The sequence below is a fragment of the Blastococcus aurantiacus genome (assembly GCF_900102425.1).
Lineage (GTDB): Bacteria > Actinomycetota > Actinomycetes > Mycobacteriales > Geodermatophilaceae > Blastococcus > Blastococcus aurantiacus.
The window spans coordinates 153490-168084 of record NZ_FNBT01000006.1 but is presented as its reverse complement, the minus strand read 5'-3'; the positions used below and the strand labels follow the sequence as shown (position 1 = coordinate 168084).

Annotated in this window: 19 protein-coding genes; 7 read left to right on the top strand and 12 right to left on the bottom strand. The window is 74.8% G+C overall.

Features of this window, described 5'->3' with window-relative positions; all coding sequences use genetic code 11:
- Positions 1-24: 24 nt before the first annotated feature.
- Genes BLS70_RS13865 through pdhA form a run of 3 tightly spaced genes read right to left on the bottom strand, consistent with a single transcriptional unit; the run spans position 25 to position 3609 of the window.
- A complete protein-coding gene (locus tag BLS70_RS13865) occupies positions 25-1434 on the bottom strand; it encodes a dihydrolipoamide acetyltransferase family protein (protein WP_091768967.1) in 1410 nt (469 codons plus the stop codon).
- A gap of 1 nt (position 1435) precedes the next feature.
- On the bottom strand, positions 1436-2443 hold the full coding sequence (locus BLS70_RS13860) for an alpha-ketoacid dehydrogenase subunit beta (protein ID WP_255362467.1): 1008 nt from the start codon (positions 2441-2443) through the stop codon (positions 1436-1438).
- Positions 2440-3609 carry a pyruvate dehydrogenase (acetyl-transferring) E1 component subunit alpha gene (gene pdhA, locus BLS70_RS13855; RefSeq protein WP_255362466.1) on the bottom strand — a complete coding sequence of 390 codons (1170 nt, stop codon included), beginning with the start codon at positions 3607-3609 and terminating at the stop codon, positions 2440-2442. Before pdhA ends, BLS70_RS13860 begins: the two co-directional genes overlap by 4 nt.
- Before the next feature lie 215 nt (positions 3610-3824).
- Here pdhA and BLS70_RS13850 point away from each other — a divergent pair, with 215 nt between their 5' ends.
- Positions 3825-4454 (top strand): hypothetical protein, encoded by a 630-nt coding sequence (locus tag BLS70_RS13850; protein WP_091768963.1) that lies wholly within the window; start codon positions 3825-3827, stop codon positions 4452-4454.
- 6 nt (positions 4455-4460) lie between these two features.
- Here BLS70_RS13850 and BLS70_RS13845 read toward each other — a convergent pair whose 3' ends face one another.
- Complete coding sequence (locus BLS70_RS13845) at positions 4461-4715, bottom strand: DUF3253 domain-containing protein (RefSeq protein WP_091768960.1); 255 nt, start codon at positions 4713-4715, stop codon at positions 4461-4463.
- A gap of 84 nt (positions 4716-4799) precedes the next feature.
- Between BLS70_RS13845 and BLS70_RS13840 the strand changes: the two genes are divergently transcribed.
- From BLS70_RS13840 to BLS70_RS13830, 3 genes are read left to right on the top strand one after another with little or no spacing between them, the layout of a single operon-like run.
- The gene (locus BLS70_RS13840; RefSeq protein ID WP_091768957.1) at positions 4800-5309 is read left to right on the top strand and encodes a hypothetical protein; all 510 of its coding nucleotides are present in this window, start codon (positions 4800-4802) and stop codon (positions 5307-5309) included.
- 58 nt (positions 5310-5367) lie between these two features.
- On the top strand, positions 5368-5886 hold the full coding sequence (locus tag BLS70_RS13835) for a hypothetical protein (protein ID WP_091768953.1): 519 nt from the start codon (positions 5368-5370) through the stop codon (positions 5884-5886).
- A gap of 12 nt (positions 5887-5898) precedes the next feature.
- Entirely contained in the window at positions 5899-6522 is a 624-nt protein-coding gene (locus BLS70_RS13830) for a pyridoxamine 5'-phosphate oxidase family protein (RefSeq protein WP_091768950.1), read from the top strand.
- 1 nt (position 6523) lies between these two features.
- Here BLS70_RS13830 and BLS70_RS13825 read toward each other — a convergent pair whose 3' ends face one another.
- The 4 genes from BLS70_RS13825 to BLS70_RS21080 form a co-directional block, all read right to left on the bottom strand.
- Complete coding sequence (locus BLS70_RS13825) at positions 6524-7843, bottom strand: serine hydrolase domain-containing protein (RefSeq protein WP_091768947.1); 1320 nt, start codon at positions 7841-7843, stop codon at positions 6524-6526.
- A 34-nt stretch (positions 7844-7877) separates the two neighbouring features.
- Positions 7878-8204 carry a DUF3817 domain-containing protein gene (locus BLS70_RS13820; RefSeq protein WP_091768944.1) on the bottom strand — a complete coding sequence of 109 codons (327 nt, stop codon included), beginning with the start codon at positions 8202-8204 and terminating at the stop codon, positions 7878-7880.
- 22 nt (positions 8205-8226) lie between these two features.
- Entirely contained in the window at positions 8227-8403 is a 177-nt protein-coding gene (locus tag BLS70_RS21085; RefSeq protein WP_218122420.1) for a hypothetical protein, read from the bottom strand.
- Between the two features lie 128 nt (positions 8404-8531).
- Complete coding sequence (locus BLS70_RS21080) at positions 8532-8678, bottom strand: hypothetical protein (protein WP_218122419.1); 147 nt, start codon at positions 8676-8678, stop codon at positions 8532-8534.
- A gap of 26 nt (positions 8679-8704) precedes the next feature.
- Here BLS70_RS21080 and BLS70_RS13810 point away from each other — a divergent pair, with 26 nt between their 5' ends.
- Positions 8705-9244 (top strand): hypothetical protein, encoded by a 540-nt coding sequence (locus tag BLS70_RS13810; protein WP_218122418.1) that lies wholly within the window; start codon positions 8705-8707, stop codon positions 9242-9244.
- Here the strand turns inward: BLS70_RS13810 and BLS70_RS21655 are convergent.
- The gene (locus BLS70_RS21655; RefSeq protein ID WP_091768941.1) at positions 9159-9575 is read right to left on the bottom strand and encodes a YrdB family protein; all 417 of its coding nucleotides are present in this window, start codon (positions 9573-9575) and stop codon (positions 9159-9161) included. The genes BLS70_RS13810 and BLS70_RS21655 overlap by 86 nt on opposite strands.
- Positions 9576-9600: 25 nt before the next feature.
- Positions 9601-10656, bottom strand: a complete 1056-nt coding sequence (locus tag BLS70_RS13800) for a C40 family peptidase (RefSeq protein ID WP_091768938.1) — start codon at positions 10654-10656, stop codon at positions 9601-9603.
- A 262-nt stretch (positions 10657-10918) separates the two neighbouring features.
- Here BLS70_RS13800 and BLS70_RS20825 point away from each other — a divergent pair, with 262 nt between their 5' ends.
- Both BLS70_RS20825 and BLS70_RS13795 read left to right on the top strand, forming a co-directional pair.
- Positions 10919-11122 (top strand): hypothetical protein, encoded by a 204-nt coding sequence (locus BLS70_RS20825; protein ID WP_176946414.1) that lies wholly within the window; start codon positions 10919-10921, stop codon positions 11120-11122.
- A gap of 67 nt (positions 11123-11189) precedes the next feature.
- Positions 11190-11987 (top strand): YhjD/YihY/BrkB family envelope integrity protein, encoded by a 798-nt coding sequence (locus BLS70_RS13795; protein WP_255362465.1) that lies wholly within the window; start codon positions 11190-11192, stop codon positions 11985-11987.
- A gap of 7 nt (positions 11988-11994) precedes the next feature.
- Here BLS70_RS13795 and BLS70_RS13790 read toward each other — a convergent pair whose 3' ends face one another.
- On the bottom strand, positions 11995-14049 hold the full coding sequence (locus BLS70_RS13790) for a HelD family protein (protein ID WP_255362464.1): 2055 nt from the start codon (positions 14047-14049) through the stop codon (positions 11995-11997).
- Positions 14050-14199: 150 nt separating this feature from the next.
- A complete protein-coding gene (locus BLS70_RS13785; RefSeq protein ID WP_091768935.1) occupies positions 14200-14379 on the bottom strand; it encodes a hypothetical protein in 180 nt (59 codons plus the stop codon).
- Between the last annotated feature and the right edge of the window lie 216 nt (positions 14380-14595).

Genomic DNA, 14595 nt, shown 5'->3' with positions numbered 1-14595 from the left:
TTCTCCTCGGGGTCGGGCCGCCGGTCAGCCGAGCAGCGCGCTCCCCGGATCCTGCAGCACCGCGCCGACGTCGGCCAGGAAGCGCGAACCGAGCTCGCCGTCGACGATCCGGTGGTCGAAGGAGAGCGCCAGCTGGGTGACCTGCCGGACCCGGATCTTCCCCTTGTGCACCCACGGCCGATCACGGACCGCACCGAACGCCAGGATCGCCGCCTCGCCGGGGTTGAGGATCGGCGTTCCGGTGTCCACGCCGAACACGCCGACGTTGGTGATCGTCAGGGTGCCGCCGGTCATGGCCGCCGGCGGCGTGCGCCCGGCCCGCGCGGTCGCCGTCAGCTCGGCCAGCTCCCCGGCCAGCTCGGCGAGGGACATCCGCCCGGCGTCCCGGATGTTCGGGACGACGAGGCCGCGCGGGGTGGCCGCGGCGATGCCCAGGTTCACCTGCCCGTGGACCACGATCTCCTGCGCTGCCTCGTCCCACGAGCTGTTGATCATGGGGTGCCGGCCGATCGCGAGCAGCACCGCCTTGGCCACGAACAGCAGCGGGCTCAGCTTCAGCTCCGCCAGCTCCGGGCGCGTGGCCAGCCGATCGCGCAGTTTCATCGTCCGCGTGACGTCGACGGTGAGGAACTCGGTGACGTGCGGGGCGGTGAAGGCGCTGGCCACCATCGCCGCGGCCGTGTGCTTGCGCACGCCTCTGATCGGGATGCGCTGCTCGCCCGCGGACGGCGTCCTCGGGACCGCCACCACGGCGGCCGGAGCGAGGGCGCGGGCGGCGTCCACGTCGGCGCGGGTGATGACGCCGCCGGCGCCCGTGCCGCGCACCGTCGCGAGGTCGACCCCGCAGTCCTTGGCGTACCGGCGCACCGGGGGCTTGGCCAGCGGCCGGGGACCGCGCCGGCCGGGCGCGACGGCTGTCGACGAGGCGGCGTCCGCGCGTACGGCGGCGGCCTCGGCCTGCCGGCCGACCTCCAGGCCTCCGTGGCGCACCGGCTTGCTGCGGGCGTCCGGCGCGGTGGCCAGCAGGGGGGTGCTCTCGGTGGTGTCGGTGCGACGCGGCCGGCGTCTGGCGTCCGTGGTCCGGGGGCCGTAACCGACCAGGACCGCTGTCCGGCCGTTGGCGGTGGTCTCCCCGATCAGCCCCGTCCCACCGGTCTCCGGCGGCGCCTCGGCGCCCTCGCCGGTGTCGATGGTGATGATCGGCGTTCCGACGTCGACGGTCGCGCCCGCCTCGACGAGCAGCTCGACCACTCGCCCTGCGTGCGGCGAGGGCAGCTCGACGGCTGCCTTCGCCGTCTCCACCTCGCACAGCGGCTGGTTGACGGTGACGGTGTCACCGACGGCCACCAGCCACTGGAGGACCTCCGCCTCCGTCAGGCCCTCGCCGACGTCGGGCAGGTTGAAGCGGCGCAGCGCGCCCGCGGTCTGCGTCATCTCAGAACCCCATCGCGCGGTCGACGGCGTCCAGGACCCGGTCGAGGTCGGGAAGGTAGTCCTCCTCGAGCTTCGACGGCGGGTAGGGCACGTCGTACCCGCCCACCCGCAGCACCGGCGCCTCCAGGGAGTGGAAGCAGGTCTCGGTCACGCGAGCGGCGATCTCCGCGCCGAGGCCGAGCGTCACCGGCGCCTCGTGCACGACCACGCAGCGGCCGGTGCGCCGGACCGAGTCGTACACCGGCTCGAGGTCCAGCGGCGAGATCGTGCGCAGGTCGACGACCTCCAGCGAGCGGCCCTCGGTCTCCGCGGCCTCCGCCGCCTGCAGCGCCGTCTTCACCATCGGGCCGTAGGCGAGCACGGTGACGTCGTCACCCCCGCGCACCACCCGCGAGCCGAACAGCGGCCCCGGGGTGGCGGAGGTGTCGACCGGTGCCTTGTCCCAGTACCGGCGCTTGGGCTCGAGGAAGACCACCGGGTCGGGGCAGGCGATCGCCTGCTGGATGCCCCAGTAGGCGTCGACGGGGTTGCTGACGGCGACGACCTTGAGGCCGGGCGTGTGGGCGAAGTAGGCCTCGGGGCTCTCGCTGTGGTGCTCCACCGCGCCGATGCCCCCGCCGAACGGGATGCGGATGACCATCGGCATCGGCACCAGGCCCCGGGAGCGGGCGTGCATCTTGGCCACCTGGGTGACGATCTGGTTGAAGGCGGGGAAGACGAAGCCGTCGAACTGGATCTCGACGACCGGCCGGTAGCCGCGCATCGCCAGGCCCACGGCGGTGCCGAGGATGCCCGCCTCGGCCAGCGGGGTGTCGACGACGCGGGCCTCGCCGAAGTCCTTCTGCAGACCGTCGGTGATCCGGAAGACCCCGCCGAGCCGGCCGATGTCCTCCCCCAGGAGCACGACCTTCGGGTCGTCCTCCATGGCCCGGCGCAGCCCGAGGTTCAGCGCCTTGCCGATGGTCAGCGTCTCGGTGGTGGCCGGGGCCTCCAGCAGCTCGGCGCTCACGCGTGCTCGCCTCCCTCGAACGACGCCTGGTAGGCCTCGAACTGCGCGCGCTGCGCGGCCAGGGGCGGGGTCTGCTCGGCGTAGACGGTGTCGAACATCGCGGTGGGCCGGGGATCGGGCATCTCGACCGTGCCGCTGCGGATGCGCGCCGCCAGCCGGTCGGCCTCGGCCTCGACGTCCTCGAAGAAGGCGGCGTCGGCCAGCCCGCTGCGGGAGAGGTACGCCTTGAGCCGGGCGATCGGGTCGCGCAGCTTCCACTCCTCGACCTCGCCGGCGAGCCGGTACCGGGTCGGGTCGTCGGAGGTGGTGTGGGCGCCCATCCGGTAGGTGAACGCCTCGATGAAGGTGGGGCCCTGCCCCTCGCGGGCGGCCTGCAGCGCGGCGCGGGTCACGGCCAGCACGGCGAGGACGTCGTTGCCGTCGACCCGGACGCCGGGGAAGCCGAATCCGGCCGCGCGGCGGTACAGCGGCACCTTCGACTGCCGCTCGAGCGGCACGCTGATCGCGTACTGGTTGTTCTGGCAGAAGAACACCACCGGAGCGTCGAAGCTCGCCGCGAACACCATCGCCTCGTTGACCTCGCCCTGGCTCGTCGCGCCGTCGCCGAGGAAGGCCAGGACGGCGGACCCGTCACCGTCGCGCTGCACGCCCATCGCGTAGCCGGTGGCGTGGAGGCACTGGGCGCCGATCACGATCGTGTACAGGTTGAAGCCGCGCTCGACGGGGTCCCAGCCGCCGTTGTCGACGCCGCGGAACAGGCTCATGACGTGCAGCGGGTCGACCCCGCGGGCCCAGGCGACGCCGTGCTCGCGGTAGGTCGGGAAGGCGGTGTCGCTGTCCCGCAGCGCCCGCCCGGCACCGAGCTGGGCGGCCTCCTGACCCAGCAGCGAGGCCCAGATGCCCAGCTCGCCCTGGCGCTGCAGCGCCGTCGCCTCGGCGTCCCAGCGGCGGACCAGGGTCATGTCGCGGTAGAAGCCGCGCAGCTCCTCGTCGGAGACGTCCAGCGGGTAGTCGGGGTGCTCCATGCGCTCGCCCTCGGGCGTCAGCAGCTGCACCAGGTCCGGCTGCTGCGGCAGGTGCGGCGCACCGGCCCCGGGTACGGGGTCGACGACCTCGTGCAGGTCGCCGATGTCGGCGTCGTCGGTCTCGTCGCGCAAGGCAGTCACCGCTCGCTCCTCGCCTCAGCCGCCCTGGCCGGGGTCACCGGCGCCGTGCGGAGATGGACGTTGTGGCCGGCGCCGGGGTGTGGCACCGCTCACACATCCTGACACGGCCCCCCGGGGATCGGACAAGATCACCACGCCGTTGACGGCCCCGCAGTCGCTCGTCAGGAGGCCGCCAGGTGCTGGCCCTCGGGCTGCGGAGAGAGCATCATCCCCGCATGCGCCGCGCCGGGATCCTCCTGCTCCTCAGCGCGCTGCTGGGTGCCCTCGTCGTGCTGGGAGCCTCGCCGGCTCAGGCGTGCAGCTGCGTGGGCGGCACCACGGCCGAGTTCACCGAGCGGGCGGACGTCGTCTTCACCGGACGCCTGATCTCGCGCACGGAACCGGGCGGGCTCGTCAGGAGCAGCGCCGATCCCGCCCGGCACGTGTTCGCCGTGGACGCCGTCGCCAAGGGCAGCGCGTCCGAGCGGCAGGAGGTCCTGTCCCCCGTGTCCGGCGCCTCGTGCGGGCTGGAGCTCGCCGGCGACGGGCCGGTCGTCGTCTTCGCCACCCACACGGCCGACCCCCACATCAGCGCCACGTGGCCGCCGCTCGAGGACGACCAGTACTTCGCCTACCTCTGCGGAGGGTCGGCACCGCTCATCCCGCAGCTCGAGGCCGAGCTGGGCGACCTGCGGCCCCCGGATCCCGTGGCCGCACCGATGCCGGCCGCGCCCGTCGAGCCGCGAGCAGCGGCGACCACGGCGCCGGATCGCGACGGGCCGGCCGCGACGCTGCTGGTCCCCGGTGCCGGTGCCGTCCTCCTGGCCGGTGGAGCGCTGCTGCTGCGCCGCCGCCGGGCCCGGTGATCGGCGTCAGCTCTCCCGGCGCCTGATCCGGACGGGGCCTCGGGCGGTGGCGACGTCCACGACCGTCCCGCCCTGCGTCACCTCCACCTCACCCGCCGCGGCCAGCCGTCCGGCCGCGGCGCGGGCAGCGGGCATGAGGTTGCGCCACTCCTCGGCGTCGACGTGCCGGGCCGCCTCGGAGGGGCAGATCGTGGTGCCCGCCCGCCGGAGGTCGAGCAGGTCGCCGATCGCCTGCTCCAGCCGCGCGCCGACGTCGTCCACACCCCGGGAGTGCCCGCGCGGGAGCCCGGCACACCACCCGAGCGGGTGCTGGCGCGCGGGAGCCGGGCGGAGCAGGCTGCGCCCGTGGACACCGAGGACCGTCGGCGCGAGCACCTGCCCCAGCTGGCCGCGATGGACGCCGTGCTCGCCGACCCCGTCCGACTGGTCGCCGCCCTCGTCGACGCCGAGGACGACGAGGACGCCCTGCGGCGGGTGCGGGACGCCTTCGACCTCACCGACGAGCAGGCCGCCTCCGTCCTGGACCTCCAGTTCCGCCGCCTGCACCGCACGGCACGCGCTCGTGTGGCCGCGGAGCTGGCGGTCGTGCGTGCCGAATGGGGGCCGGCGCTGCCCGCGACGCTGACGCTCTCCGACCGCCGCTCCGCGGTGCTGACGGTGGAGGGCGGGGACCGGCGGTTCACCGGCCGGGGGCTGCAGGCACTGCTCGACCGGGTGACCGACCACCTGCTCGACGACGTCGCCGTGCCCCGGCTGCGGCCCGTCGTCGTCACCGTCGCCGGACCCGCCGACGCGCCGGTGCGGTTCACCGTCGTCCCATCCGGCTCGGCGTCCTACGAGTACGCCGAGGCGTGATCGCCGGGTGGCCGGCTGATCCGGGAGTCGCCGGGCGACGGCGGGGTACCTGTGCGGCATGGCGAAGCGGACGCCCCTCGGGGTGAGCGGCAAGGGCAGGCGCGGCATCAGCACCCTCGGCTGGGCCCTGCGCGGCGCGGCGGCCGGCGCAGCAGGCAGCACGGCGCTCAACGCCGTCACGTACCTGGACATGGCCGTCCGCGGGCGCGGCACCAGCTCTACGCCGGAGGACACGGTGGAGGAGCTCGCCGGGAAGGCGCACGTGCCGATCCCCGGCGACGACGAGACGCGGCAGAACCGGGTGCAGGGCCTCGGTCCGCTGATGGGGCTGGTGGCGGGCATCGGGGTAGGGACGATCGGCGGGCTCGCCCGCGCCCGGGGCTACCTCTCGGCCAAGCCTGTCGGCATCGCCCTGACCACGGTCGGGGTGATGGTCGCGGCCAACGGCCCGATGACGGTGCTGGGCGTGACCGATCCGCGCACGTGGTCGGCGAAGGACTGGATCAGCGACATCGTCCCGCACCTGGCGTACGGCGTGGTCGTGAAGAACACGATCGACGCCTTCGACCGCCCGTGACACAGTCGCGCCGTGGAGGAGATCACCACCGAGGAGCAGCTCCGCGCCCTGCTCGGTGACCCGGTTCCCGCGGCGCTGGCCAAGGAGCGGACGGCGCTCACCGACCTCGACCGCGAGTGGCTCGCCGCCAGCCCGTTCTGCCTGATCGCGACCAGCGGCGCCGACGGCAGCTGCGACGTCTCCCCCAAGGGAGATCCGCCCGGCTTCACCCTCGTCCTCGACGACCGGACGGTCGCGGTGCCCGAGCGGGCCGGCAACCGCCGCGCCGACGGGTACCGCAACATCCTGGCCAACCCGCACGTCGGGCTGATCCACCTGCTGCCCGGCCGCACGGACACGCTGCGGATCAACGGGCGGGCGCGGCTGGTCACCGACGCCGGGCTGCTGGACCGGATGGTGGTCAAGGGGCACCGCCCGGTGCTCGCCGTGGTGGTCGAGATCGAGCAGGTGTTCCACCACTGCGGCAAGGCGTTCCTGCGCTCGCAACTGTGGGCCCCGGAGAGCTGGGCGCCCGACGCCGTCCCCTCGCGGGCGCGCATCGCGCACGCGCTGGAGCGCAAGCACGAGCCGCTCGAGGAGCTGGAGCGCTACTACTCCGACGCCACCTACTCGGCCGGCCTCTACCCGTCGACCTGACTCACTGCCAGCCGGTCTCGTCCACGCCGCCGGGCACGGGAGCGGCGGGGTCGTAGGGCGTGCGGGTGAAGATGAAGGTGCCCAGGTCGAGGTGGTCCGCGGCGATCCGCAGCGTCTCGCCGGCGTAGTAGCCGTCCAGCCCGACCCAGCGGCCGTCCCGCTGCTCGAACCGGCTCGCCCGCCCGCCGCGGCCGGGCAGCGGACCGAGGTGCAGCCGCCCGCCGGCCACCGCGCGGAGGATGCTCGGCGACACCCCCCAGAACCAGACGCCGAGCACGTCCAGCGGCACCGGGGACGGCGAGGGGCTCCAGGCCTCCACCACCCGCGGCTCGGCGGCGCGCAGGTCGGCCAGCAGCCCGAAGACCACCGGCTCCACGCCCGCCGTGGCGTTGGCCAGCGAGACGGCGCCGGCCTGCTCCTCGCGGTCGACGAACACCCCCGCCAGGAAGCCGGGCATCGAGCCGCCGTGCCCGACCAGCGTCCGCCCGTCGACCCGCATGACCTGGAGTCCCAGGCCGTACGCCGACCAGCCCGGGGCGGAGGAGTCCACGCCGGCGGGCTCGGTCATCTCCTCGAGCGTGGCCGGGTCGAGGACGTCGGCGGTGTCGCCCAGCAGGAAGGCGGCGAAGCGGCCGAGGTCGGTCAGCGTCGCCCACAGCTGCCCGGCGGCCGCCATCACGCCCGCGTGGTGCTCGGGCTCGGCCAGGACGACGTCGGCCCACGGGTGGACGGCGCGCCCCTCGGCGGCGGGGGCGACGGGGCGCGGCGTCGTCCGGGTCATCCCCAGGGGCGCCAGCACCTCGTCGCGCACGGCGTCGTCCCACGAGGTGCCCCGCAGGCGCGCCACGAGCTCGCCGAGCACGCCGAAGCCCAGGTTGGAGTAGTGGAAGCGCCGGGCGGCACCGAGGACGACGTCGGCGTCGCCCAGCCCGAGGTCCTCGAGCGAGCCGCCGGGCACCCGCTCCCACCAGCCACCGGGGCTCTCCGCCGAGACGCCGGCCAGGTGCGAGAGCAGCTGCCCCACCGTGCGGTCGCCCAGCGGCGTGCCGGGCAGGTGCCGCTCCAGCGGGTCGTCGAGGGACAGGCGGCCCTCGTCCCGCAGCCGCATCACCAGGACGGCGGTGACCGTCTTGCTGATCGACCCGAGCCGGTACTGCACGTCGGTGTGCGGCTCGGCGACCTCGCCGCGGCCGGCCGACCACGCCAGCCCACCGTCGCGCACGACGCCCGCGACCAGGCTGGGGGCCCGGCCGTCCCGCTGGACGCGGGCCACGCGGGCGAGCAGCGTGCGGGCGGTGGCGGGCAGCACGGGTTCGGGCATGCCGGCGACCGTAGCGCCGCGCCGTCCCCGGGGCTCAGGTGGTGGGGACGGCGTCCCGGGCCGGGAGCCGGCCGCTGCGGGAGGCCCAGCGCTCGAACCAGATCGTCACCAGCGGGGGGATGGAGGCGGCCAGGGCGAGCAGCGTGGTGCCGGCCGACCAGCGCAGCACCCGCGCGGCCACGAGCGTGATCAGCACGTACGCCACGAAGATCCCGCCGTGGATCGGTCCGAAGATCTTGACGCCGATCTCGCTGGTCTCGGGCACGTACTTCACGAACATCCCGATGAGCAGCCCGACCCAGGAGCAGGCCTCGGCGATGGCGGCGATCCGGAACGCGCTGGCGACGGTGCGGGGAGTCACGCCCCCGATCCTGCCCGAGCCCTCAGCCGAGGTAGGCACGCCCGCGCTGTGAGATCTCGTACCCCACCGCGAGGCTCGCCGTGAGACCGAGCTCCTTGAGCTTCCGCACGTCGCGTTTGAAGGGCAGCGTCTCGCGCCCCAGCGAGGCGGCGAGGTCGGGTGCGCGGACGCCCGGCCGCCCGGCGATCAGCCGCAGCACCTCCCTCGTCCAGGGCTCGCCGCGGGCGGCGTCCCAGCGGTCCAGTCGCTGGTCGATCTCCCGCCGCTCTACGGCCCCGTCCAGAGGCTCGCGCCGAACTCGTGAGGCGTGAGGGGGACGGGGTCCTTCTACTCGTCGACGGTCTCCACCATCACGACGCCGGCGCTCGTGCGCTGGGTGCTGCCGGGGCGCATCCGCGGCCGGTGCCAGCGGCGGAACGCCAGCGTCACGGAGCCGTCCGCGATGCCAGCGGCGGTGGCCTGGCTGATCAGCACGCGGCCATGGTGGCAGGGTCGCGGCCGTGCGGGGTCTGGCGCGGCGTGAGTTCTGCCTGGTCCTGCTGCGCCGGATGGCCGACGTCCGCCCGGACCTGGTGGCCGAGGCCCTGCCCCGCCTCGGCGCCACCCGTGCCGAGGCGCATGCGGCGCACACCCGCTGGCAGGCGCTGCACCACGCCCGCCGGGCGCCGCGGGGTCTGGCGCTGCGGACGGCGGTGCTCGGGCCCCCGGAGGAGCTGGAGGACCGCCGGTTCGGCGACCTCGACGTCCAGGTGCGGCGCTGGCCGCTGCCCCTGTGGCCGCATCAGTGGTGGGAGGTGGTGAGCGGCCCCGGCGGCTCGGTGCTGCACGAGCACCTCGCCCGTGCGCCGGGTTCCCCGGTCCCTCCGGCCACCGCCAGTGACCTGCGCGTGTGGGAGCACGTGCTGGACGACGTCATCGCCGTGCCCGGTGCGGCGAGCGTCGACCCGGGTGTGGTCACGCGCTGGGAAGTGGACCTTCCCGGTGGGGACCGGGCGCTGTTCGTGTGGGGGCTGCTCCAGCGGGTCGGCGCGCCGGGCTGAGCGCCGGCGGACTCGCCACCACGGCACCGAGGAGGGACGCGACGGCGAGCGCTGCCGCCGACGCCGGATGCCCGAGCGCCACGAGGGCGACGACCGCTCCGCCCAGGACCGCGGACTTCACCGCGATCCTCGCCGCCGGCACGTCGAACCGGGCCCGCGGTGCGGCGAAGGCGCCCCAGAGAACCGCAGCCGCCACCGGCAGTCCGGCGGCCAGCAGCCACCGACCGGCACCCGATCCGGCCCGCCAGCCCCAGGCCGCCAGCACGCCGAGCGCGGCGAGCTCGGAGAGGAACGCCAGGCTCAGCCAGAGGCCGTTCCAGCGTCGACCCATCCGTGCAGTCTGCCGGTGGAGGGACTCAGGCGGCGATGCGCCGGGCGCCGGCGTAGCCACCCATGACGTCGATCGACGCGACCTTGACGACGTCGCCGGACGTCGGGGCGTGGACCATCTGGTTGCCACCGATGTAGATGCCCACGTGGCTGACCGGGCTGTAGAAGAACACCAGGTCGCCGGGCTGCAGCTCGCTCCGCGACACCGAGCGGCCCATCTGCGACTGCATGCGACTGGAGTGCGGCAGGCTGATGCCGGCCGCCGCGAAGGCGTACTGGGTGAGTCCCGAGCAGTCGAACGCGCGGGGACCGCCGGCGGCCCACACGTAGGGCTTGCCGCGCTGCGCCATGGCCGTGTCGATGGCGACCTGGGCGGCACCGCTGTTCGCGACGACGGGCGCCGACGAGGCGGCCAGCTGCTCGGTGCGTTCACTGCGGCTGGCCCGCGTGGAGTGACCCGCGGCGGCGACGGCCTGGCGCTCCTGTGCGCTGAGCCGGTCGTGGACCGCCCTGTACTCGGCGATCTCCTTCTCGAGGTCGGCCTGCTGGGCTGCGACGGCGTCGTACTGGGCCTGGGCCTCGGCCACCGACGCCTGCACCTGCTGAGCCGCGGCCGTGGCCGCGGCGTTGGCGTCGGCGGCCACGCCGAGCAGCTCGTTCTGGTGCCCGGCGACCATCTGCAGCGTGGACATGCGGTTGACGAACTCGTCGGCCGAGCCGCTGATCATCAGGGCCTGGAAGGAGTTGAGCCCCTCGCCGGTGTAGGCGGTGCGGGCGACGCCCCGCACGCCCTCCTGCGCCTGCGCCAGCACCGCCGTGGCGCGGTCCAGCTCGACCTGCGCGGCCTGCGCGGCGGCCTGCTGCGCCCGGAGCGTCTCGCGGGCCTCGTTGAACGTCTCGGCGAGCGCCTCGAGGTCGTGGCCGCGGGCGGCGACGAGCTCGGCGGCCTCGGCGGCCGTTCCCGGGGTCCCCGGGGCGGCGGAGGCGGGCACGGCGGCCAGCAGGATCCCGACGGCTCCGGCGAGTGCGAAGGCGGCGCGACGGACGGTGCGGCCGGGGAAGGGCTGCAGGGGGGACGCCATGAGCGGCGGCTCTCCGTTTCTTCGGTGCTGCGGCGGCGGACGCCCGCCTGGTGACAGAGCGCCTTGGCGGGCGCACTGACGGTAAGCCCGTTATCGAGCCGTGACAATGGGTGAATCACAAGTTTGTTGTTTGACACGCGAGTCGTCGGGTAACCGCCCAGGTCAGCCCAGTGAAGCCGTGACGAACCCGTCCGGCTTGTGGCGCACTGCACGGGCAGGTCGCGACGCAGCCCGACACCAGCCGCACCGGTACGGCGGTTTCGTGGGGCCTCCGAAGGACCACTACGAAGGCATGGACCTTCGCCGCCCCCTCCTCCTCCTGGCCGTGGCAGGCTCGCTGGTCGCCTGCGGCGACAACACCGACCTGCAGCGCGGTGAGACGAACTGCGACTCGACGTCGGAGGAGGCCAGCAACCCCAACGACGCCAGCTGCCAGGAGACCGGCACCAACGACAGCGGCCAGTGACGGGGACCTGCTGACGTCGGACTCCGCACCCTCGGTCCGTTCCTGGGCGCGGGCCCTCCTGAAGGGTGTGCGCCGCCGACTGCTGGGCCGCGATCTCGCGCTGATCGCCGCGGGGCTGACCTTCTACGCCGGCATCGCGGTGGTGCCCCTGCTGGTGCTTGCCTTCTCGCTGACCGCCCGCCTGACCTCGGCCGAGCGCGTGCGCGAGCTCGGGGACCGGGTGGCCGACCTGCTGCCGTCCGAGCTCGGCGCGCCCGACGCCCTCGACCGGCTGGTCGAGGCCGGCGTGAGCCTGAGCCCGCTGCAGATGCTGCTCGCACTGCTGCCCATGTCGCTCTACGGAGAGGGGCTCAGGCGGGCGCTGCTCCGCTTCAGCTCCCGCGAGGAGGGGATGACCGGCTGGCGGGGCCGGCTGACCGCCTTGCCTCTGCTGCTCGTCACGCCCTTCCTGCTCTACCCCCTCCTGCTGGCCGCGGGCGCGATGGCCGACCTCGCCGACGACGGCGGCGCCTGGGCTGCGGCCGGCCGCCTGGCGGTCGGCTTCTACGCCTGCCTGGCGGCCCTGGCACTGCCCCTGGCCTGGGGCTTCCGGGTCGTCGGCGGCGGCCAGGTGCGGTGGCCGGCACTCGTCTGCGGCGCACTGTTCACCGCCGCCTGCGTCTCGGGCTTCCTGCAGGGTTTCGTGCTCTTCCTGACGCTGCCGCTGGACCTCGGCGCCCCGTTCGGGGGGCTGGACGTCGTCGGTGGCGTCGTGGCGATCGGCTTCTGGTTGTTCCTGCTGCACCTCGTGGTGCTCGCCGGCTGGCTGCTCACGGGCTCGCTGGACGACCTGCTGGAGCGCCGACGGGCAGCCGCCGGGGCCTGATGCGGCCTCAGCCGGGGACGTCGGCCAGCTGCGCGGGCAGGTCGTCCCGGTGGAGGACGACGAGCGTGCTCACCGCGCGGGTGAGCACGACGTAGAGGCGGTGCAGCCCACGCGGCTCGGCGGCCACGATCGCCGCGGGGTCGCCCACCACCACGGCGTCGAACTCCAGGCCCTTGGCCAGGGTCGCCGGGACGACGGCGATCCGCGCCGGCGGCTCCCCGTCGTCCACGAGTGCCGCGGCGGGGAGCCCCGCGGCGGTGAGCAGCGCGACGACCTCGCCGACGACGTCGTCGGCGCACACCACCCCGATCGATCCGGGTTCCGCTGCCAGCTCCGTGACCACGCCGGTCAGCGGGCCGGCCAGGTCGGTGATGGGGTGGATCCGCAGGGATCCCGGCTCACCGCGGACGGCGGTCGCGGCGGGCAGCCCGGGCGCGATCACGGGCAGCAGCCGGTTGGCGTAGTCGAGCACCTCGGCCGGCACCCGGTACCCGCGGGTGAGCGGCCGGACGACGGTGTCCGGCCGGCCCAGCCCGGCGAGGGTCTGCCCCCAGTCGGCCGCCGACCAGGGGCTGGTCGCCTGCGCGAGGTCGCCGAGCACGGTCAGCGATCCGGCCGCGAGCCGCCGGGCGACGGCCCGGCACTGCATCGGGGAGAGGTCCTGCGCCTCGTCCACGACGACGTGCCCGAAGCCCTGCGTGCGCTCGAGCAGACCGGCCGCCTCGTCGACCAGGACCGCATCCGCCTCCGTCCACCGCGCCGAGCGCACGGAACGGGGCGGCGTCGCCCAGTGGAGGAGCGCCTGCTCGCCGTCGTCGAGGACGCCCCGCGCCGCCCGGGCGAGGAGGGCGGCGTCGGCGAAGAGGGCGGCGACCAGACCGGCGGCGTCGCGGGACGGCCACACCTCGTCGCAGAAGGCCCGCACCTCCGGGCTGCGCGCGGCCCTGCGCGTCTCGGCGTCGGTCGGGCTGCCGCCCGCCGCCTCCTTCTGCCTGCGCGCGTCACCGGCGAGCAGCATCGCCAGCCGCTCCCGCCCGGCGGCGTAGTGCAGCAGCTGCTGGTCGTCGTCCCCGCGGGCACGGCGGCGGAGGTCGTCGACGTAGCGCTTGAGCCGCTCGACGGGGACGCGGTAGCGGCGTCCGGCCAGCGGCACCATCACGTCGTCGGCCGGCTTGCGGATCTCGCCCCAGAGCGCCCGCCGCAGCACGTCCGCCATGCGGACGTCGCCCTTGAGGACGGCGGTGGCCGGCTCGTCGACCCCCCGCACCGGCACGCGCCCGGTCAGGTCGGCCACCGTGGACTGGGCGACGTCCACCTCGCCGAGCGTGGGCAGCACCTGCTCGATGTAGCGCAGGAAGGCGCGGTTGGGCCCGACGACGAGGACGCCGGTGCGCGCCAGCTGGCCGCCGTGCGTGTAGAGCAGGTAGGCGGCGCGGTGCAGGCCGACGGCGGTCTTGCCGGTGCCCGGTGCACCCTGCACGCAGATCGACTCGCTGAGCGGGGCGCGGACGATGTCGTCCTGGTCCGGCTGGATGGTGGCGACGATGTCGCGCATCGGGCCGCTGCGCGGGCGCTCGATCTCGGCCCTCAGGAACTCCCCCGGGCCGTCGTCGCCGGTGTCGAGGCGCTCGTCCTCGTACCCGGTGAGCTCGCCGTCGGCGAAGCCGAACCGGCGCCGCCTCGCCACGCCCTGGGGATCGGCGGCGGTGGCCTGGTAGAACGGCCGGCTCATCGGGGCGCGCCAGTCGATGACCACCGGGTCGCCGGCGTCGTCGCGGACGTGCCGGCGGCCGATGTGGAACGTCTCGGGCACCGGGCCGCCGCTGTCGGTGCGGCCGAAGAACGGGGGCACGCCCGGGTCCGCGGCCAGGGCGCGCAGCCGCTCGGCACGGGCCGCGCCCAGCCGCTCGGACGCCCAGGCGTCCACACCGGCGTCGGTCACGGCGGTGGCGGCGACGCGCATCTCGGAGAGGCAGTCCAGCGCCCGCGCCAGGTGGGCGCGCTCGGCGGCGAGGACGGGGTCGGGAGGGAGGTCGGTCTCGGACGGTGCGACGGGAGACACGGTCGGAGGACCTTACGCCGGGCGGAGCGGGCGGTCGAGGGGCTTCCGTCCGGTGCTCGGGCCCCGGAGACGACAGCGACGCGAGAGCTGCCTTTTCGGGGCAGTTCCCGCGTCGTTATCGCGGCCCTCGTCCAGCGAGGGCGGAATGGCTCAGCTGTGGGCGCGGAGGATGCGTCCCAGGCGGGCGATGAAGCGCACGCCGTCGCCCTGCGCGGCGCCGATCGGGGCGCGGTCGGCCTCGAGGTAGGACGGGTCCGCGAAGAGCATCGGAGCGAAGCTCATCGGGATGTTGCCGAGCGTGCTGGGCCTGTGAGCGGTGTGCGTTCCCATGACTGTCTCCTGACGAGTTGTCCGTGGTCGCGGTCTTCATCGGCCACGCTGGGGTGTTGCTTTAGTGATAACGCAGAATGGCGGGGATGACTCCCGGAAATGCGTGAGACACTGCTCACTCGAATGCCGGAAAGTGTCGGGGGCCACTGCCACGGAGTGGCGCCGGACACTTTTCCGCCATTCCGGACCAATGCGTCCATCGGGGCACGGTTCCCG